This window comes from Paenibacillus sp. LjRoot56 (genome assembly GCF_964253335.1).
Lineage (GTDB): Bacteria > Bacillota > Bacilli > Paenibacillales > NBRC-103111 > Paenibacillus_E > Paenibacillus_E allorhizoplanae.
In genome coordinates, this window is record NZ_CAXURV020000003.1 from 1,454,853 (window position 1) to 1,473,493 (window position 18,641).

The 18,641-nt window shown below is 48.6% G+C and carries 16 protein-coding genes; 7 read left to right on the forward strand and 9 right to left on the reverse strand.

Features of this window, described 5'->3' with window-relative positions; genetic code table 11:
- Positions 1 to 135: 135 nt before the first annotated feature.
- The 4 genes from ACSQ8O_RS25465 to ACSQ8O_RS25480 all read left to right on the forward strand — a co-directional run bounded on the left by ACSQ8O_RS25465 (position 136) and on the right by ACSQ8O_RS25480 (position 4,947).
- Positions 136 to 816 carry a response regulator transcription factor gene (locus tag ACSQ8O_RS25465; protein ID WP_056618401.1) on the forward strand — a complete coding sequence of 227 codons (681 nt, stop codon included), beginning with the start codon at positions 136 to 138 and terminating at the stop codon, positions 814 to 816.
- On the forward strand, positions 813 to 2,192 hold the full coding sequence (locus ACSQ8O_RS25470) for a sensor histidine kinase (RefSeq protein WP_436243897.1): 1,380 nt from the start codon (positions 813 to 815) through the stop codon (positions 2,190 to 2,192). The genes ACSQ8O_RS25465 and ACSQ8O_RS25470 overlap by 4 nt, the downstream gene beginning before the upstream one ends.
- Before the next feature lie 74 nt (positions 2,193 to 2,266).
- Entirely contained in the window at positions 2,267 to 4,462 is a 2,196-nt protein-coding gene (locus ACSQ8O_RS25475) for an MMPL family transporter (RefSeq protein WP_436243898.1), read from the forward strand.
- A 260-nt stretch (positions 4,463 to 4,722) separates the two neighbouring features.
- The gene (locus ACSQ8O_RS25480; protein WP_338113421.1) at positions 4,723 to 4,947 is read left to right on the forward strand and encodes a dehydrogenase; all 225 of its coding nucleotides are present in this window, start codon (positions 4,723 to 4,725) and stop codon (positions 4,945 to 4,947) included.
- 654 nt (positions 4,948 to 5,601) lie between these two features.
- Here ACSQ8O_RS25480 and ACSQ8O_RS25485 read toward each other — a convergent pair.
- The gene (locus tag ACSQ8O_RS25485; RefSeq protein WP_436243899.1) at positions 5,602 to 6,900 is read right to left on the reverse strand and encodes an alpha-glucosidase/alpha-galactosidase; all 1,299 of its coding nucleotides are present in this window, start codon (positions 6,898 to 6,900) and stop codon (positions 5,602 to 5,604) included.
- A 146-nt stretch (positions 6,901 to 7,046) separates the two neighbouring features.
- On the opposite strand from ACSQ8O_RS25485, the gene ACSQ8O_RS25490 reads away from it, so the two are divergent.
- On the forward strand, positions 7,047 to 7,907 hold the full coding sequence (locus ACSQ8O_RS25490) for an AraC family transcriptional regulator (RefSeq protein ID WP_436243900.1): 861 nt from the start codon (positions 7,047 to 7,049) through the stop codon (positions 7,905 to 7,907).
- Positions 7,908 to 8,012: 105 nt separating this feature from the next.
- Here ACSQ8O_RS25490 and ACSQ8O_RS25495 read toward each other — a convergent pair whose 3' ends face one another.
- The 3 genes from ACSQ8O_RS25495 to ACSQ8O_RS25505 form a co-directional block, all read right to left on the reverse strand.
- On the reverse strand, positions 8,013 to 8,306 hold the full coding sequence (locus ACSQ8O_RS25495) for a Dabb family protein (protein WP_056620678.1): 294 nt from the start codon (positions 8,304 to 8,306) through the stop codon (positions 8,013 to 8,015).
- Positions 8,307 to 8,435: 129 nt separating this feature from the next.
- Positions 8,436 to 9,119, reverse strand: coding sequence for an NAD(P)H-binding protein (locus tag ACSQ8O_RS25500; protein ID WP_436243901.1), 684 nt, complete (start codon positions 9,117 to 9,119; stop codon positions 8,436 to 8,438).
- Positions 9,120 to 9,139: 20 nt separating this feature from the next.
- A complete protein-coding gene (locus ACSQ8O_RS25505) occupies positions 9,140 to 10,762 on the reverse strand; it encodes a sensor domain-containing diguanylate cyclase (protein ID WP_436243902.1) in 1,623 nt (540 codons plus the stop codon).
- Positions 10,763 to 10,940: 178 nt separating this feature from the next.
- On the opposite strand from ACSQ8O_RS25505, the gene ACSQ8O_RS25510 reads away from it, so the two are divergent.
- Positions 10,941 to 13,091 carry a DNA topoisomerase III gene (locus ACSQ8O_RS25510; RefSeq protein ID WP_436243903.1) on the forward strand — a complete coding sequence of 717 codons (2,151 nt, stop codon included), beginning with the start codon at positions 10,941 to 10,943 and terminating at the stop codon, positions 13,089 to 13,091.
- Positions 13,092 to 13,152: 61 nt separating this feature from the next.
- Here the strand turns inward: ACSQ8O_RS25510 and ACSQ8O_RS25515 are convergent, their stop codons facing one another.
- From ACSQ8O_RS25515 to ACSQ8O_RS25530, 4 genes are all read right to left on the reverse strand, one after another.
- On the reverse strand, positions 13,153 to 13,488 hold the full coding sequence (locus ACSQ8O_RS25515) for a hypothetical protein (protein WP_056620670.1): 336 nt from the start codon (positions 13,486 to 13,488) through the stop codon (positions 13,153 to 13,155).
- A gap of 93 nt (positions 13,489 to 13,581) precedes the next feature.
- Positions 13,582 to 14,058 carry a signal peptidase II gene (gene lspA, locus ACSQ8O_RS25520; protein ID WP_236289095.1) on the reverse strand — a complete coding sequence of 159 codons (477 nt, stop codon included), beginning with the start codon at positions 14,056 to 14,058 and terminating at the stop codon, positions 13,582 to 13,584.
- A gap of 156 nt (positions 14,059 to 14,214) precedes the next feature.
- Positions 14,215 to 14,850: an HAD-IA family hydrolase gene (locus ACSQ8O_RS25525; RefSeq protein ID WP_056620667.1), complete on the reverse strand. Its 636-nt coding sequence runs from the start codon at positions 14,848 to 14,850 to the stop codon at positions 14,215 to 14,217.
- Entirely contained in the window at positions 14,844 to 15,140 is a 297-nt protein-coding gene (locus ACSQ8O_RS25530; RefSeq protein WP_436243904.1) for a hypothetical protein, read from the reverse strand. The genes ACSQ8O_RS25525 and ACSQ8O_RS25530 overlap by 7 nt, the downstream gene beginning before the upstream one ends.
- Before the next feature lie 164 nt (positions 15,141 to 15,304).
- On the opposite strand from ACSQ8O_RS25530, the gene ACSQ8O_RS25535 reads away from it, so the two are divergent.
- Positions 15,305 to 15,907: a hypothetical protein gene (locus ACSQ8O_RS25535; RefSeq protein ID WP_436243905.1), complete on the forward strand. Its 603-nt coding sequence runs from the start codon at positions 15,305 to 15,307 to the stop codon at positions 15,905 to 15,907.
- 685 nt (positions 15,908 to 16,592) lie between these two features.
- Here the strand turns inward: ACSQ8O_RS25535 and ACSQ8O_RS25540 are convergent.
- Positions 16,593 to 18,581, reverse strand: coding sequence for an ABC transporter ATP-binding protein (locus tag ACSQ8O_RS25540; protein WP_436243906.1), 1,989 nt, complete (start codon positions 18,579 to 18,581; stop codon positions 16,593 to 16,595).
- Positions 18,582 to 18,641: the final 60 nt, after the last annotated feature.

Here is an 18,641-nt window from a genome sequence, read left to right on the forward strand (position 1 = left end):
CGAAACCTTATGCTACCTTCTGCCCTTCGAATCGTCACCAGCAGGCGACTCGATATCAGAAGTGGCATTAAGGTTTTTTTTCGTTTACACTGAGGCCAAGCTCAATTGATTCCCAATGAAGAAGGTGCTTCCCCAATGAAAACCCATATACTCGTCGCCGATGACGATGCCCATATTCGCGAGCTGATGCGCTTCCTTTTTTCCAAAGAAGGGTATGCGGTCTTTGAAGCAAGTGACGGTGAGCAAGCTTCGAGGCTGCTGGAAACCGAACAAATCCATCTCGCCGTTGTTGATGTCATGATGCCGCTGCGTGACGGCTTGGAGCTATGTGCGGAAATCCGCGCGCACTACGATATTCCGGTTCTTCTTGTGACCGCCAAAGGTGAGATTGAAGATAAAGAGCGAGGCTTCGCCTCAGGCACCGATGATTATGTGGTCAAGCCGTTCGAGCCGAAAGAGCTGCTCTTCCGTACGCGTGCTTTATTGCGGCGATACCAGTTGGTTTCTTCGGAAATGATTACACTAGGTCAAACGGTCATCAACCGCAAAAGCTATGAAGTCACGATCGCAGGTGAAACGCTATTGCTGCCGCTCAAAGAATTTCAGCTGCTCGCCCAATTGGCGAGTCATCCAGGGCGCATTTTCACGCGTGAGCAGCTGATTCACATGCTGTGGGGCACGGATTATGAAGGTGACAGCCGAACCATCGATGTTCATATCAAGCGACTGCGGGAGCGTTTTTATGAGAAAACAAGTGACTTTATGATTACGACAGTGAGAGGACTTGGTTACAAGCTTGAGGTGACGGAAGGGTGAAAACATTATATTTTCGCATCGTTGTTACGTTTATTCTCATCGCCATGGTCAGCTCGGTACTCGCACTCTTTCTTTCGAATTGGTATTATCTAACGAAATTAAGGGATCAGAACGAGGAACAAATTTGGAAAATCACGACCGAAATCCGCTCTCTTTATGAAGAAATGCCCAACGTAGAGCCTGCCACATATTTCACTCATATCGCCAATATGGGGTTCCAGCTGTATGTCGTGAATGACCAGATGACAGGGACCTTCTATGGGACGCCATATAAACATACGCAGTTCGATCCGGAACAGATTCAGCGTGTTTTGGCGGGAGAAACGTACCGTGGGATGCTGCAGGAACGGCATGTTCTGATGGTGATCGGCTATTTTGAAAATAGCCTCCGCAACAGCATCGGTGTCCCTGTTCAGGTGCAGGGGAAAACGTATGCCTTATTTGTTCGGCCTAATCTGGAACAGCAGATTGGCGGCGTGCGCGTGCTGATGGCTTTTCTGCTCGGACTTACCTTCCTGTTCAGCATCGTTCTTATCATTATTTTCTCCCAATTCATCGTGAAGCCTGTCAAAAGATTGCGAGAAGCCACACGACGAATCGTTGGCGGCAGTTACGAGATGACGATGGATGTTTCCCGTCAAGATGAAATCGGGGAGCTTGCGCGAGATTTCACCTACATGGCGCAATCGCTCAAACAGGTAGAGGCTATGCGACAGGAATTCGTGGGCAATGTCTCCCATGAAATCCAGTCTCCGTTAACCTCGATTCAAGGCTTCGCCCAATCCATATTGGATCAGACGACCTCCGAAGAGGAGAAGGAGCGCTATCTTCATATCATTTTAGACGAAAGCAAACGATTGTCCTCCCTCAGTAAACAGCTGCTAACGCTAGCCTCATTAGATAAAGAGAGTCATGTAGTTAAGCGCACTATGTACCGGCTGGATGAACAAATCCGCCAAATTCTCATTCATACGGAGTGGCAATGGTCCGAAAAGGCGCTCGACATCGAACTGGATCTACCGGAAACTGACGTCTCGGCCGACCACCAATTGATGCATCAGGTTTGGCTTAACCTTATTACGAATGGTATCAAATACACTCTTCCTCATGACGCATTACACATTGCGATTCAGTCCTCCGAGATGGAGGTCACCGTCGTGGTGAGCGACACAGGGATTGGCATGTCGGAGTCGGAGCTGCCTCATATTTTCACCCGCTTCTACAAAGCGGATCGCTCCCGAAACCGCGCCAGTACGGGCACGGGCCTTGGTTTATCGATTGTTCAAAAAATTATCGAACTGCACGGTGGCAGTATTCATGTGCAGAGTGAGCTCGGCAAAGGGACAACTTTCACCGTACACCTGCCCCGAATGTAATCTTGCATTCATCATCCGTTCATATTCCTCTCCTACTATTTGAAGTAGATTTAGGAGAGGGGATTGAACCTGCCATGAAACATGCATTAACACGTCTTGCTCAGTTCGTAAGCAGTGCCAAAGGTGTCAAAATCGTACTCATCAGCTGGCTAGCTGCCATCCTTTTATTAAGCGCATTTGCGCCATCTTCCAAAGAAGTCGCCCAAAGCGGCGGTGAAGGCAGCTTAGCTGGCCATACACTATCGGAAGAAGCTAAACAGTTATTACAAGAGGCCTATCCTTCCTCGGACGGCTTAACTGCCATCCTCGTGTTCCATTCCGAGCACCCTATCACGGATGCTGAACGTGGCGCTATAACTAGTATCAGTGCGTGGCTGTCTTCTGATCAGAAGCCGCCATACGTCACGCATTCTATACCCTTCCATCAAATGCCCGCCGCGCAGCAAGAGCTCTTATTTTCCGCTGATCGTACAACGCTCTTGTTAACGCTCTCCCTCCAGAAAGATCTGGCATCTGGTCCTGTCTATGATACGCTCGAACAGATTCGTCAAACGTCGGATCAGATTGGCTTAGGGACGATGAAGCTTGACATCACAGGTCCCGCGGGCATCTCATCCGATACCATTATGCTCTTCAAAAAGGCCGATTTTGTGCTAATGCTCGCTACACTCGGTATCATTCTTATCATTTTAATCGTCATCTATCGATCACCCCTGTTGGCCTTGTTACCCTTGATTATCGCAGGCATGGTGTATGCAGTTGTCGATAGAGTCATAGGCTTAGCAGGCAAGATGGGCTGGATTTTCGTCGAGAAGCAGTCCCTCTCCATCATGATGATCTTGCTTTTCGCTGTATTGACCGATTACTGCTTATTTATTATTGCGCGCTATCGTTCCGCCCTGCGGACAACGGATTCTAAGTACGAGGCGATGTCGAAGGCTTTCTCCAACGTGGCTGAACCGATTTTCTTCAGCGGCGGCACCGTACTCATTGCCATGCTCACGTTATTCGCAGCTGTGTTCAAGCCCTATCATAACTTTGCACCTGTCTTTTCAATTGCGATGGTGGTTATTTTGCTCGGTGGACTGACGTTAATTCCTGCTATGTTTGCCTTAATTGGGCGAAGAGCTTTCTGGCCGTTTATCCCACGTTCGGAAGTGGCCCATCTGAATGAGGAGCCGCGCGGCTTCTGGGCTTGGGTAAGTACTCACGTTACCTCAAAGTCGCGGATAACCGCTCTCGTGCTTATTATAGTTCTGGTGGTACCTGCTCTATCTACGTTAGGTATGCGCTACTCGTTTAATCTCATGAAATCCTTCCCTAGCGATATTTCTTCTAGACAAGGCTTTGACACGTTAGAGGCGCAGTTTCCTCCTGGGCAATTAGCGCCAGTCACTGTTCTTTTGGAGTCGAAGAAAGAAATCGTTTGGGATGAGGCATTTATTAGCAAAATGAATACACTAACCGGGCTTATCCGGGAGCATGAGGGGATTAGTTCGCTAACACCGGGGGGCAATCAAGTTGAGTTCACTCCTGCGAATGCCAATTTACCTAAGCATACGATGAAGTTTCAATTGATTTTGAAGATGAATCCCTATGATCAAGCTGCGCTAGAGGTGATCTCCGGCTTACGTAAGGATAGCAATGCCTTGCTTGGGCAGAGTGGCTTCGAGGCGGGCCAGTTCACTCTGCATTACGCAGGCCAAACGGCGGAGCAGCTTGATGTCCGTACCCTGAATAAGCGGGATACGTTGGTTATTTTCTCACTCATTACGTTATTGATTGCCGTTATGCTGATCTGGCAAGCCCGCTCCCTACGATTGGCGCTTACCATGATGGCTACCATGTTGCTGTCTTACGCAGCTACAATGGGAGTGGTCTGGAGTGTGTTTCATTTCGGATTTGGACACGATGCCTTCAGCTACCGTCTGCCCGTGTATACCTTTATCTTTCTCATCTCGTTAGGCGTAGACTATAACATCATTTTGGTGTCTAGGGTGCAAGAGGAAGCGCGGCGTCATCCTTGGCGAGAGGCTGTGCAACGCGGCGCGGCGTTAACGGGCGGCGTCATCTCTTCCGCCGGCATCGTACTGGCGGCGACCTTCTGTGTCTTAATGACGCAGCCGTTGCAGGAGCTCCTGCTGTTTGGTTTTGCGATGGCTGCTGGTATTCTCATCGACACCTTCCTCGTTCGAGGCATGCTGCTTCCGGCGCTGATGACCACTATGGGGCCGCGTGAGGTGAAGCATTCTGTGGTGTTGGAGAAGTAGTCCTGCATGTAAACTGACACCATGCTGCATAACTGCCTGCTCTTATATCACTCCATGCGAGCAACTCCACTTCTGCCACGAACTTGGGCGCTGTAGGTCCTTGTCTCGAGTCGCTCTCCGCCCTCTCTGTGCATACACATAACAGAGAGAGGAGCGTCGATCCCTGTATGGTGTATCAGAAACAAAGTGAACGACATAAACAGCAACTTCCCAATGCTCGTGCCATTCGGAGAGCATGCAACAAGGAGTTATATCGAACAGTGAAGCGGCTCAAGATTTGGCTCACCCCCGAGCAGCTCAAGTCCGCTGAAACTATCTACGTGAAAAAAGTGATGCTGAATCTCCCCTTCATCGTCGAGAATGGCAGCAATCGTCGATTGCTCGCTGATTGGTTTGGCGAACACGTAGGCCCCGAGATCGCTCCTATATGGAACGTCGAACTGGAAACCTTAAAAGAAGCATTTCGCGATGCGTTTGGTGGCTAGAGCGATCTGTTGATCCAGTTCGACCATGCGTGATAAGAGCGGTAACCCGCTCTTATTTGCGTTGATGAAGTTCATTTCCTCCCCCTCTAAGCTACTCCTAGACCATGTATTCTGCTACTATTCTGTTCCTAGCCTACTGATTTCCTTTACTACTCGTATCCCACTTAATTCCCACTACTAGCTACTCCTAGACCACCCACTCACTTCCCGCTACCATCCTGCTCCTAGCCTACTGATTTACCTTCACTACTTCTATCCCACTTAATTTCCCAAGCCACCGCCTCTTTCTCTCGTCTTCCACCAGCTGTTATAGCTGCTAATGTCCCCGATCAGCCAAATAGTGGGAAAAAGTACAGTTAAATCCTCGATAATCCCACTTTATTATCAAATAACTGGATAATATGTAGTTAATTCCAACCATTTTCATCAGAACAACCGAATAAGCTGAAAATAACTACCTATTTTCCATCTAATCGTGATTTTCACCCTTGAAACGTGAAATTATCTGTAGATTTTCCAGTTAAACGTGGCGCCCAGCCCCGGCGAGTTATTAATGCTCTTCTGTCAAAATGCGCAGAACGCACTTAGAAGCGGTTTCTACAATGCTCAAATTAAAAAAGGCCGCGGGGACCATCATCCCCACGACCAAATTTCTTACTTATACTCTGGCAACCACTTGCCATGAGCCTCAATCAACTCATCGCACATTGCGATGATATCGTCCATCGACAACTCAGCTGATGTATGCGGATCCAGCATAGCTGCGTGATAAATATGCTCACGCTTACCTGTAATTGCTGCTTCAATTGTCAATAACTGCGTGTTGATATTCGTGCGGTTCAACGCCGCCAGCTGTGGTGGCAGATCCCCTACGTAAGTAGGTGTTACACCGTTACGGTCAACCAAACATGGCACTTCCACAACAGCTTCGCGCGGCAAGTTCGTGATCAAGCCGGTATTCATGACGTTGCCGCCAATTTTGAATGGTACATCTGTCTCAATCGCTTCGAAAATGTACGAAGCATACTCATGAGAACGCACATGCGTCAAATTCGCATCGTTCACGAGATCCTCACGCATTTGCTTCCAGCGGCTGATTTGATCAATACAACGACGCGGATACTCATCCAGCGGAATGTTGAAGCGGTCAACCAACTCTGGGTAGTTCCGTTTGATGAAATACGGGTGATACTCAGCATTATGCTCAGAGGATTCCGTAATATAATGGCCGAATTTCAGCATCATTTCGTAGCGAACCATGTCTTTGTGCTTCTCTTTTTGCTTCTCAGCCGCGCGTTTCTTAATCTCCGGATAGAGATCGACACCATCCTTGGACACTTCAAGCAGCCATGCCATATGATTGATCCCAGCGATTTTCGCTTTGACCCCAGTTTGATCTATTTCCAAGTGTTTAAATAGCTCCGGTACACAAGTTTGCACGCTATGACACAAACCAACTGTATTCACACCGCCATACGTATTCATTACATTAGTCAAAACAGCCATCGGATTTGTGTAGTTAAGGAATAGCGCATCTGGACACACTTCACGTATATCCGCAGCGAAATCCAGCATAACTGGAATCGTTCTCAAGTTTCTGAAAATACCGCCAATCCCAACCGTATCTGCAATCGTTTGACGCAAACCGTACTTTTTCGGAATTTCAAAATCTGTAATCGTACATGGATCATAGCCACCTACTTGGATCGCATTTACCACAAATTTGGCGCCAGTCAAAGCCTCTTTACGGTTTGTATAAGCTTTAATAGTGGACGTACTTCCACTCGTTTTCTTGATGTTATTCAGCATATTAGCAGAATCTTGTAACCGTTCATGATCAATATCAAAGAGAGCGATTTCATAGCCTTGCAACGCGGGGGTAAGCAAACAATCACCTAGTACATTTTTTGCAAAAACCGTGCTTCCTGCACCTAAAAAAGTAATTTTGGACATGTGAGATTCTCCTCCAATAGTTCATCTATTAACATATCCTTACTATAGCGCAAGCCCGATTTGAAAAATATGGATTGAAACAACTCTAATATGGACATTTGTAGTTTTTTAGATTACGCTACATCTAAAAGCAAAGTGAGGCTACTATGCAACCAGATCATACTTACTTCGACATCAGCATTAATCCTTTACATAGCAATCCAGACTTATCTGTCCTTTTCAGTGGCGAAGGCAAGCCGTATCCCCAGCACAAAATGGGACCTGCCGTTCACGATTATTACTTGATGCATACGGTTCTCTCGGGGAAAGGCACCTTCGAAATGGGTCAGCGAACCTATTCTTGCTCTACAGGAGATACCTTTATTATTTACCCAGGTGAGTTATTTTCGTATACAGCAGATAGTACAACACCTTGGCACTATGTCTGGGTTGCCTCCACGGGTCGATCCGTCGATTCACTACTTTCACAAATCGGGGTTTCCCCACAGCAAGCCGTGGTATCGGGGAATAATCCGCGCACCATTCGTCACTTTTACCGACATTTGCGCGCATGCTTCAGCCAGACCTCTTTCCCCCAGTTAGAAGAGCTGGAAGCTGAAGGTTGGCTGCGCCTGCTTATTCGCGAGCTTGGACGGGTGAACACGCACCATATTTCTGCCAAGCCAGCGATTGAAACCGATATCCAACGCCAGATCGGACAAGCTATTCGCTATTTAGAATTACAGTACACACAAGCGGTCTCCATCGAGCATCTCGCTCGCAGCTTAGGGTATCACCGCACCTATTTGTGCAAAATGTTCAAACAATCCACCGGATTATCTCCGATGCAGTATCTATTCAACATCCGCATGGAACGGGCCAAGCAGCTACTGATGACAACCGCCATGACCATTGATCAAGTTGCCTCCTCCGTCGGCTTCAATGATGCCCTATACTTCTCGAAGCAATTTCACAAGTGGAGCGGTTATGCACCATCTGTGTATCGGAAAGAGCTTAGAAGTGTATAACTCAAAAAAATCCAGCTATTACTGCCTAATTTCATCGAAAATAGGAAGATAGCTGGATTTTCTCTTTATTTTAAGTCTTTCCACGGAAACGCCAATACATTTCCTCTAAATCTCAATATCCACGATTAAGCTGTCTACACGGCCGACTTCACGGATATACGCGGCTACTGCCTGATGCTCCGGGTTCGGACCATAAGCTGCCAATGCAGCTTTATCTTCAAAACGAACGGAAAGTACGACTTGGAAGCCTTGATTTTTCTCGGAAAAATTAAGACCGGCTTGGATATCAACGATACCAGTCAGATGGGGACGCAGCGCTTTGAAACGGTCAACTACTTCTTGCAGCTGCTCTTGCGTAGTTGTTTCAGCAAATTTTACAAGGACGATATGATCAATCATGATGTGAACCTTCTTTCTATACTCATTTAGGACATTAATAATGAACGACACTAATCTTATCAAAAACGCAAACCGAGTACCACTCCCATTTTCGTGGAGCTGAGGCAGACACGCGGCTGAACTAGCCGATCATCTACCTGCAATAGAGGCAATCCGATCGGAGCTTAATACGTGAACTCCCGTTTTCCCCGACTTAGCTGCTCTTATTAAGCCTGTAGCAATCGTTCGTGCATGAATGGGACGATACTTGCGAAGACGACCCGTCATCAGCGGAGCAATGGCCCGCGATACGACGCCTCCCAGTTTCTCACCTAATCGGAACTCCCCACGGTTACCAAGAATGAGAGAAGGCCGAAGCAAGTGAAGAGCGCGAAGTCGCATCCCCCGCAGCTTGTCTTCCACTTCTCCCTTTACCTGATTGTAGAAAAAGGAGGATGTGCGGTCTGCTCCCATCGCTGTTACAATGGCGAAGCTATCTGCTTGTCCCTTGCTCGCCACTTCAGCTAACATGAGGGGATAGTCTCGGTCTACTCGGCGGAATTGCTGTTTCGAACCTGCTTTTTTGATCGTTGTTCCTAAGGTACAGTAAACATGAGCATGCGAGAATTCCGAGGACTTCAGACTCTCACTCAGCTTAGCGAAATCAATTACTCGCTGCTCGAGTTTCCCCTGTCCATTCGGCAGCTCTAGATCCATTTTCTTACGAACTAACGCAATAATCTTATCATAGTCCGGATCGTTCACTAGCTGTTTGATCAGTTCCTTGCCGACTAAGCCCGATCCTCCCGCAACAATCGCCGTTCTCCCTTTCATAGCACACCTCCGCGTCATAGTTATACATGATCATCTTCATCATACAACCTTTTGGTATCAACTTCGACACGATTTCTTCCACCTGACTTTGCACGATACAGCGCATGGTCTGCCCTAGAAACCATATCTTCCAGCACCATCGTTCCGTATTCCAACGTCGGTGAGTATTCCGCGACCCCGATGCTTGCGGTTATTTTGACCGTTAACGACTCTTTGCTAAAAGGTTCATCTATTAAAATATTTCGTAATTCCTCAGCTACTGCAGCACTCTCTTCGGCATCCTTCCGCAGTAATAAGAGAATGAACTCTTCCCCGCCATACCTTGCCACAATCGCATCCTCTCCTGCATACCGTCTTAGGATACCCGCGACATGATGGAGAACACCATCACCAACCAAGTGACCATACGTGTCATTAATTTTCTTAAAATGATCAATATCCATCATCAAGACAGAGCAGGTCTGTCCGGAGTAAATACACGACTGCAATTGCTTATTGCCTTCTAGCATCATATAGCGTCGATTATGAACATCTGTCAATTGATCCATCCATGCCGAATGCTCCAGCAACGAAATGTTAGATTTCAAGCGATCGGACATCAGATTGAATGTAGCCACTAATTGTCGCAGCTCCACGGGAGCTTTTCTAATTTTATCCACATTGATCTGGTAATCGTAATTCCCCTTCTGAATGATCTTCGTGGCTCGCAGCAAGTAGCGAATCGGCCTCTCGATCTTGGAGGCAATCATCACCGCAGCCGCGACACTGAGGAGCAGTGCGATCAAGGAAATGATAATAATCGTCATACTTAATTCATTTAATTTCCGAAAAATTTCTTTCTGGGTAATTTCCCCAACAACAAGCCAGTTTTTCCCCTGGGACCATTGGTATTGACCATACACGATCTCCCCACGGAAGCCATTATACGCACTATGATCCGTACTATTCGACACAGCGCGATGATAGATTTCCGATGCCACACTTTGAGTAATTGCATCATTCTCCGAGCGGTTAGATGCCGTTACAATATTGCCTTGTGCATCCAGCACATAGACTTCCCCCGTATCCCCGAAGCTAAGCTGAGCAATCAGTTTATTCAACATTTCAAGTGTAATAATCCCCAGCACAATCCCCTTGAATTCACCGTGATCGCCAAGTACCGGAGAAGAAAATGTAATAACAGGTGCCCCATTGTCTTTCGACATCACGACACCCGAAACAAAGCTTTTCTTTTCCTTCCCGAGCCTGTAGTACTGACGATCTCCCACATAAATCGAAGTCGTATCAGTCCGAATGTTACCATCCGGTTCAACGAAGGTTATCGAGTAAAATTCCGAATTCACCTTTGCATAATCCTGAAACTCCCGTTTCAAATCACCAATGCGGTGGAACTTGGCATTATCTGAAAGTGCGAAACGTTTAATCGCGTCCAATTTTTCCTGATTCCAGCGTTCGATATATAAGCTCTGTAACGCAATCACTTGTTTGAGTTGAACCCTAGCCTCTTCTAACCGATTGCTCTTCTCTATAAAGTAAAAAGGAACGATGATCGAAAAAGCCAGTACCAATATAATCGCGCTTATCCAGAGTTGAAGTCTTGTTTTAATGGTGTGATCAGAAAAAAGAGAAAACATATGCCCCATCGAGGTTTCCCCCCTTTTTATTCTATATACCTCCATTATACCTTATATTAGGGTGATAATAGACAAATTTCGCTGATTTTCGGCATAAACGTACAACTATTTCGAGATATTACCCGTTTGAAAAGTAGGACCCTTTCGCTTATGCTATTTGGTATGTAGAAAAGAGGTAAATGTCCCCATGAAAATTCTCGTACTGACTGAAAAACCAAGTGTAGCCAAAGAAATTGCTCGCGTACTGGGCTGTAACCAGAAGCAAAAACACCACTTCGAAGGTGCCAAATATGTCGTCACTTGGGCACTTGGACACCTCGTCACGCTTGCTGAGCCCGATGATTACGATCCCAAGTTCAAGACATGGAACCTGGAAGATCTGCCCATTATCCCTGGCAAAATGAAGCTCAAAGTCATGAAAGAAACCTCGCAGCAGTTTCGTGCTATTGAGCATCTCAGCCGCCGTGGTGACCTGTCGGAGCTGGTCATCGCAACCGATGCGGGGCGCGAAGGCGAGCTCGTCGCGCGCTGGATTATGGAGCTGATCCGCTGGAAGAAGCCGTTCAAACGGCTTTGGATCTCGTCGCAGACGGATCAGGCGATTCGCGAAGGCTTCGCGCAGCTGAAGCCTGGCACCGACTACAACCGGCTGTATCAAGCAGCCGTCTGTCGTTCCGAGGCCGATTGGCTCATCGGCCTCAATGTAACCCGCGCGCTGACCAGCAAGTTCGGCGCGTCGTTATCCGCTGGGCGCGTGCAGACGCCCACGCTGGCGATGATGATCAACCGTGAGGCGGAAATCCGTGATTTCCGGTCCGTCGACTACTGGTTGATCGAAGCCGAGCTCGGGTCCTTCCGCGCCCAGTGGCGGGACCCGAAGACCGGCGACTCGCGTATCTTTGACCGCGAGCGCGCCGATAGCTTGAAAGCCAAGCTGCAAGGCCAGAGCGGCCGCATCGTGCAGGTGAATAAGACTGAGAAGCAGATCCCGCATCCGCTGGCTTATGATTTGACAGAGCTGCAGCGCGACGCGAACCGTAAATTCGGCTTCTCCGCGAAGCAGACATCGAATGTCCTGCAACGGCTTTATGAGCAATACAAATTGGTCACTTACCCGCGAACCGATTCGCGGTATTTGACCTCAGATATGGTACCAACCTTGCTCGGCCGTTTGAAAGGAGCTGCTATTGGTCCTTATGCGGCGCTTGCGGCACCTTTTATCCGCAAGCCACTGACGATAACGAAACGAATCGTCGACGACTCCAAAGTCAGCGATCACCATGCCATCATCCCAACAGGTGAAGCCATCTCACTCGCTACGCTAAGCGCAGATGAACGTCGACTCTATGATCTGATTCTTCGCCGTTTCTTAGCTCTATTCAGCGGTCCTTGCCGCTACGATGAAACGAAGTTAACGATTGAAATCGCTGGTGAGAAGCTCTATGCTTCAGGGAAAGTCGTGAGGCAAGCCGGCTGGAAAGAAGTCTATGGCGCCACCGATTTCACCGATCCCGATCGGGAAGACAATGAATCCGAGGAAGATACAGGGCAGCTGCTGCCACAAGCTTCAGAGAAAGACGCGGTTACCGCTCGCAACGTTCGGCAAGTTAGCCGCCAAACGAAGCCGCCTTCTCGCCATAACGAGGCTTCGTTGCTGTCGCAGATGGAGAAATTCGGTCTTGGCACACCAGCAACTCGTGCCGATATCATCGAGAAGCTTGTGTCCTCTGACACGATTGAGCGCCAAGGCTCCTTGCTCATCCCTACCGGCAAGGGCACACAGCTCATCGAGCTTGCCTCCGAGGAGCTTCGTTCACCCGAGCTTACAGCACGCTGGGAGCAGGAACTTGAGCGCATCTCCAAAGGTAAAGGAAGCATGGAAGCTTTCCTCAGCGGCATTCGCAAGAAAGCTGCCGAGCTAGTCGATGAGGTCAAACGCAGCTCTGCAGCGTATAAACCGCATAATTTAACGGGCAGTAAGTGCCCCGATTGCGGCGAATTCCTTCAGGAAGTCAAAGGCAAACGAGGACGTTATCTGGTTTGTTCCAGTCGTGAATGCTCCTATAAACGTGAAGCTGACGGGCAATTAACGAACCATAGATGCCCACAGTGCCATAAGAAGATGGAAATCCACACGGGTAAAGCAGGCAAATATTTTCAATGCCGTCCCTGCAATGTCGTTGAGAAAATCGACGGCGATTCTAAAGGGGGCGGCGGTCGCAAAGCTACAGCCAAAATCAACCGCCAACTAATCGAGCAATTCTCTGACTCTGCCGGGGTTGGGAACTCCCTCGCAGACAAGCTGCTCGCTGCCCTTCAGCAGAAGAAGGAAGACTAATACCAAGAATAAAGCCCAAGCGATGAATCTTCGCTTGGGCTTTTACATATATGACGACATTTTATGCTCTGGTTAATATCCTGCCTTTAACCGCTAATTCGAGATCTTCTAACGTTGTGATTCCCAAGCTAACCAGTGCATCTCCTGCTTCCATGTGAACATTGGCTAGGATATGCATGCTTGTATGAGGCACTAGTGATTTCCGAAACTCGTGAAAAAGCACCGCATTATAAGTTTTGAGAACCGTCATAAACTCAACATTTGGCGGGACAAATCCGCGAATTTCAGACGATCGCCAGAAAAACTCCCTTACATGCATAATATCCGATCCCGTGCGGTTCAATTTTCGAATCATCGCAAAAAACTCATCAACAAGCACTTGTCGATCCGTTTTCATGTGACTATCCCTCCAATGACGTATTCCTACTTGAAGGATACCACAAATAGTTCTTTAGATCTATATAAGCATCCCATTTAAGGGCTTAAATACCTAGTTAATTTGTGGATTCTTTCTATTTCCCTTCCATCTGCCTCTCTGCGATACAAGCATGTCCACCACATACAGTACAACACCCAGATTAATGGCAATATCCGCTAGATTCATAATCCCATTCCCGGAGTTAATGACGATGAAATCGGTGACTTTCCCGAATAGAAGCCTTTCAATTCCGTTCCCAATCGCCCCACCAACAAGGAGTGCAGCTGCACTTTGTTTTAAAGTCCCCGGAAAGCCTCCTTTTTTACGGTACCACCAAATGCCTGCGACAATGAGAGCGGCTAGAACACCGAGTATAGGAGCCCATCCCTGCAGCGAACTTCCTGCTGCCCCGCTATTTTGATAATACGTGAATGAAATGAAATCTTTATAAAAGGGCATGGATTCACCAACCGTCATCACCGAGCGTATCCAATACTTAGACAACTGATCAATGGCTGTAATCACAACAATGATTGAATAAAATAACATACTACCACTCCCATCAACTCTCAAACTTCACCTTCACTCTTATTTTACTTGAAACGGATGGCAACCTGTTAATTCTGCGATTTCCGATTTTCTTGCATGGTAAAAAGCCCCCTCAGTCCTCCCTGTGGCGGCTCTTGACTATCTCTGCTGCAGTCCTCAACTTAGGTTTATTAGTGTTCGGTATAACTCACTAGGCGTATTGGCCATATGGTCCGGATTTCCACTGAGGAGTAGCTGAGGTGAATCATATCCCCATGTCACAGCTACGATTGGCACACCTAACTTTTTACAGGATTCAATATCCCGTAACTCATCCCCGACATAAATCATCCGTGTAGGCGTGGTTCCCCATTGCTTCATCACTTTGCGGATCGAGTGGTGTTTACCGAAAATATGCTTCGCTGAAATGATCTCTTTAAACGCGCCTTCCAGCTTATTTTTTCTTAAAAAAAGCCGAATATTCGCCTCTGAATTGGATGAAAGAATCGAACTCTTAACCCCTTGTGTGGAAAGCTTCGCAATAACCTCTTTCATACCAGGCACAATTTGTAGAGATCGAATGTTCTCGTGGTAGAGCTGCCGCCCTGCCACCATCAGCTTAGGGATTTGGAGCACGGGTACCCCTAATCGATCTACGCGTTCAGAAATCGACATCGAGCGTAATGGACCCAAGTCCTGATCGCGGATGGGACGGAAACGATATTGGGTGGCCATTTCATTATAAAGCTTAACCAGGAGCGCCCTGGAATCGACAAGTGTCCCGTCAAAATCAAATAGGATGTGTTTTACCATCTGGGCGTATATACAAATAAGGCCGGACCCTCGGGCGGCACTTGGCGAACTTGGTTATGTTTAAACTCTTGGGCTGGATCTAGGACCACATGCGGATTACTTACGGTTCGCAAATCCTCCCACGTACAAGAAACACCGTGGTCGTAACCCGTTGCACCACCTGAGAACATTTTACAGCCATTGCAGAATTGCTCCTTTTGCTGCGCATCCAGTTTTACGATTTTATTACGAAGACAACAGTAAATTTCATTAACTGTGTTACATACATTAACATGAGTGATCATAGCCATTTACCGTCAACTCCTTGCGGCACTTTGAGTGTGTAATAGTAAGTTTATCGAACTACTATTAAGTGTATGACACAATTTTGTAAACGGAATAACATTTCTCACGATGGGCCGTCCAAATTTGCTACAATTAGGAAATACAATAACAGGTTTGGAGGTTCTTCCCCATGCAGGACGCTTTGCATTATGTAATTCCGATTCTTATCTTTGGTTTTTTTATTTATCGACGGGTGAAGCGCACCATTGGCTTTCAAAAGCTTTCCCGTGGCAGACTCATCTTTCGTCTGTCGCTGTTCAGCCTCTTCGGAGTGGTCATCTTCCTCTTGGGCTTCGTTCATCCCATCCATTTCATCGGTTATTTGATCGGGCTTGCTGGCGGTGCCTTGCTCGGGCGAACTGCGATTCGCCATACCCGCTTCGAGCATCGAAGTGATGGCTGGTACTATCGCACACATCTTTGGATTGAGGTCACCGTCCTTGTTCTCTTCCTAGGTCGCATCGCGTATCGCTACGCCAGTGTGGCTATTTCTACGGAGCCAACGACTACCTTCAGCCCTGCTGAACTCTCACAATTTACCAAAGATCCCGTCACTGCAGGTGTTTTCTTCATCATCGTGTCGTACTACGTTTTGTTTTTCAACTACTTGCTGCGCGAAGGAACCAAACTGGATCCAGCAGGATTGGCGGATAGCGACGATGTCGTGATTGGGAGCCATGGAACTCCCGACACCGGGCTTTCTAGTCCGCAGGTGAATGTTCGGGTAGAGTAACGGAACGTGAGGGCACTAAATGGAGGATTCCGCCAATTCCAGTAAAGTTGCGGAACGTGAGGGCACTATTTCAGATCGATACGCCAATTTGTGGCTGTAGATTCGGAGATAGCGAATCTTCGTTCCGTTTCTCTGCCTCCGGCAGCTTACTCCTACTCCTACTCCTACTCCTACTCCTACTCCTACTCCTACTCCTACTCCTAAATTCGTCCTCTTACTCACACACTTGATCATTTAAACAAATTAGTAACTTAACAAGAAAGGGATACTCCCTAGGTCAATTGACCTGAGGAATATCCCTTTTTATTTTGCGGGTTAGCGATCTGCCTGTGCTGTGTCGCCGATTCGGTGGGCGATACTCTATTTAGCGCCCTTTTAAGGCGTTATTTACTACGCCGAGGGCTTCCCGCTACGAAATAAGGCCCTTTTGGGGCCTTATTTCCTGCGTTTCCACCCATTCGGTGGCAATACTCACATTTAACGCCCTTTTGGGGCGTTATTTACTACGCCGAGGGCTTCCCGCTACGAAATAAGGCCCTTTTGGGGCCTTATTTCCTGCGTTTCCGCCCATTCGGTGGCAATACTCACATTTAACGCCCTTTTGGGGCGTTATTTGCTGCGCCGAGGACGTCCCGCTCTGCAATAAGACCCTTTTAGGGCCTTATTGCCCGCATTTCAGCGGCTGCTAGCCTACGCCGCCCTTCGCTGCCTCCTCGGCAACCTTCGCGAACTGCGTGCTGTACAGCCGCGCGTACAGCCCTTCCATTGCGAGCAGCTCGCTGTGCGTCCCCCGCTCCACGACGCTGCCCGCTTCGATCACCAGAATGTGATCGGCGGCCAGCACCGTGGAGAGCCGGTGCGCGATCACGAGCGTCGTGCGCCCTTGCATCAGCTCCTCGAGCGCCGCCTGCACATAGGACTCGGATTCCGAGTCCAAGTGCGACGTCGCCTCATCGAGGATGAGGATGCGCGGGCGCTTCAGGATCGCGCGAGCAATCGCGATCCGCTGGCGCTCACCACCGGAGAGCCGGTGGCCGCGCTCTCCGACCATCGTGTCGTACCCATCGGGGAGCGACACGATGAAATCGTGGATGTAGGCCTGCCGACAAGCGGCCTCCATCTCCTCACGCGTAGCGTCCTCCCGCGCGAAGCGCAGGTTGTCGCCAATCGTCGCGTGGAACAGAAAAGACTCCTGCGTCACGTACGCGATCTGCGCGCGCAGCGACGCTAACTCCACGTCGCGGACGTTCACGCCGTCGACCTCAACAACACCGGCTGTCGGGTCGTACAGCCGCGCAATCATTCCAATCAGCGTCGACTTCCCGGCGCCGCTAGGTCCAACAAGCGCAACCATCTCACCTGGCTGCGCCTCGAAGGTGATGTCGCGCAGCGCATACTGCACCTTCTCCCTTTCCCCGCTTCGATCTATCAGCTTCCCTCTCTCAGCTCCTTCGCCTCGATCCACCAGTCTCTCTCTTTCGCTTTGTTCCACCGTTCTTCGCTTCTGGCCTGCCTCCAACGGCTTCTCAGCTTTTCCGCCTCGCTCCTCCTGCTTCACTTTCTCCCTCGCTCTGCTTTGCTCCCCAACCTTATAAGCAAAAGACACCTGCTTATACCTCACATGCCCCGCCACAGGCCCTAACTGGCGCGCGCCCTCAGCATCCATGACATCAGGCACCATGTCCTGATACTCAAAAATTCGCTGGAATACCCCCAGCGCTGTCGCTACCTCGACATGTAGATTCAGCAAGGTCCCTACTGGCATATACAACCGTCCCAAATACGCCGTAAACGCGACGATCGAGCCTAATGTCATATCCCCTTGAATGACGGAGTAGCCGCCATAGATATAAATAATAGCCGTGCCTAACGGCCCTAACGTGCTCGTTGCCATTCCGAACCAACGGCCGACAAGATTGAGCCGCAGCTCGAGATCCATCACCTTTTGATTCATCGTTGTGAATTCTTGCTCTTGCTGCTTCTCTCTGCCAAAAATCCGCGTCAACAACGCACCCGAAATGCCGAAATTCTCATTTAACTGCGAGGTGATGTCTGAACGTACCTTTTGCGTTTCGATCCGTAACTCTTTCCGCAGCTTAGATACCTTTTTCACAGGCAAGACGAAAAGTGGCAGAATGAGCACTGATATGATCGCCAGCTTCCAATCTAACGCAAACAAGATACCTATTGTTGTGAAAACAATGACGATTTGCGTGATCGAAGAGACGACAATGGACGTAACCACACTCTGTACCGACTGCACGTCCCCTGTGATCCGCTGAACAATTTCACCAGATCGCGCGTCCGTGAAGAACGACATGGATTGCCGCTGCAGATTGTGAAACAACGACTGCCCCAAATCCCGAATAACCCCTTGGGTTACTTTGGTATTGAGATGGTTCTGCCATACGCCTACCATTCCGCTCAACACAGGCAGCACGATTAACAGCAGCGCCATCACGGACAATAGCTGAACACGTCCCTGCGGAATTGCGGTATCAATAATTTCCTTCATGACTAGAGGCGGGATCAACCCCATCACTGCCGCAAGCAGTGCCAAGCCGATAATAACCAAGAGCTGCCCCCAATATCTTTTGAACAATAACAAAATCCTTCGTATCGATACATCCTTCAACTTGGCCTTTGGACGATTCCGGTCGGAAAGCCGCCCCATTCCTCCTGGCCCACCTGGTCCCATCACTCACTAATCACTCCGATCTTTCTCCTCTTTGCT

Bases quoted from the DNA above. Each gene is read 5' to 3' on its own strand.
- ACSQ8O_RS25465 (WP_056618401.1), top strand. From the start codon at position 136: ATGAAAACCCATATACTCGTCGCCGATGACGATGCCCATATTCGCGAG.
- ACSQ8O_RS25475 (WP_436243898.1), top strand. From the start codon at position 2,267: ATGAAACATGCATTAACACGTCTTGCTCAGTTCGTAAGCAGTGCCAAA.
- ACSQ8O_RS25485 (WP_436243899.1), bottom strand. From the start codon at position 6,900: ATGTCCAAAATTACTTTTTTAGGTGCAGGAAGCACGGTTTTTGCAAAA.
- ACSQ8O_RS25490 (WP_436243900.1), top strand. From the start codon at position 7,047: ATGCAACCAGATCATACTTACTTCGACATCAGCATTAATCCTTTACAT.
- ACSQ8O_RS25495 (WP_056620678.1), bottom strand. From the start codon at position 8,306: ATGATTGATCATATCGTCCTTGTAAAATTTGCTGAAACAACTACGCAA.
- ACSQ8O_RS25500 (WP_436243901.1), bottom strand. From the start codon at position 9,119: ATGAAAGGGAGAACGGCGATTGTTGCGGGAGGATCGGGCTTAGTCGGC.
- ACSQ8O_RS25505 (WP_436243902.1), bottom strand. From the start codon at position 10,762: ATGGGGCATATGTTTTCTCTTTTTTCTGATCACACCATTAAAACAAGA.
- ACSQ8O_RS25510 (WP_436243903.1), top strand. From the start codon at position 10,941: ATGAAAATTCTCGTACTGACTGAAAAACCAAGTGTAGCCAAAGAAATT.
- ACSQ8O_RS25515 (WP_056620670.1), bottom strand. From the start codon at position 13,488: ATGAAAACGGATCGACAAGTGCTTGTTGATGAGTTTTTTGCGATGATT.
- lspA (WP_236289095.1), bottom strand. From the start codon at position 14,058: ATGTTATTTTATTCAATCATTGTTGTGATTACAGCCATTGATCAGTTG.
- ACSQ8O_RS25525 (WP_056620667.1), bottom strand. From the start codon at position 14,850: ATGGTAAAACACATCCTATTTGATTTTGACGGGACACTTGTCGATTCC.
- ACSQ8O_RS25530 (WP_436243904.1), bottom strand. From the start codon at position 15,140: ATGGCTATGATCACTCATGTTAATGTATGTAACACAGTTAATGAAATT.
- ACSQ8O_RS25535 (WP_436243905.1), top strand. From the start codon at position 15,305: ATGCAGGACGCTTTGCATTATGTAATTCCGATTCTTATCTTTGGTTTT.
- ACSQ8O_RS25540 (WP_436243906.1), bottom strand. From the start codon at position 18,581: ATGGGGCGGCTTTCCGACCGGAATCGTCCAAAGGCCAAGTTGAAGGAT.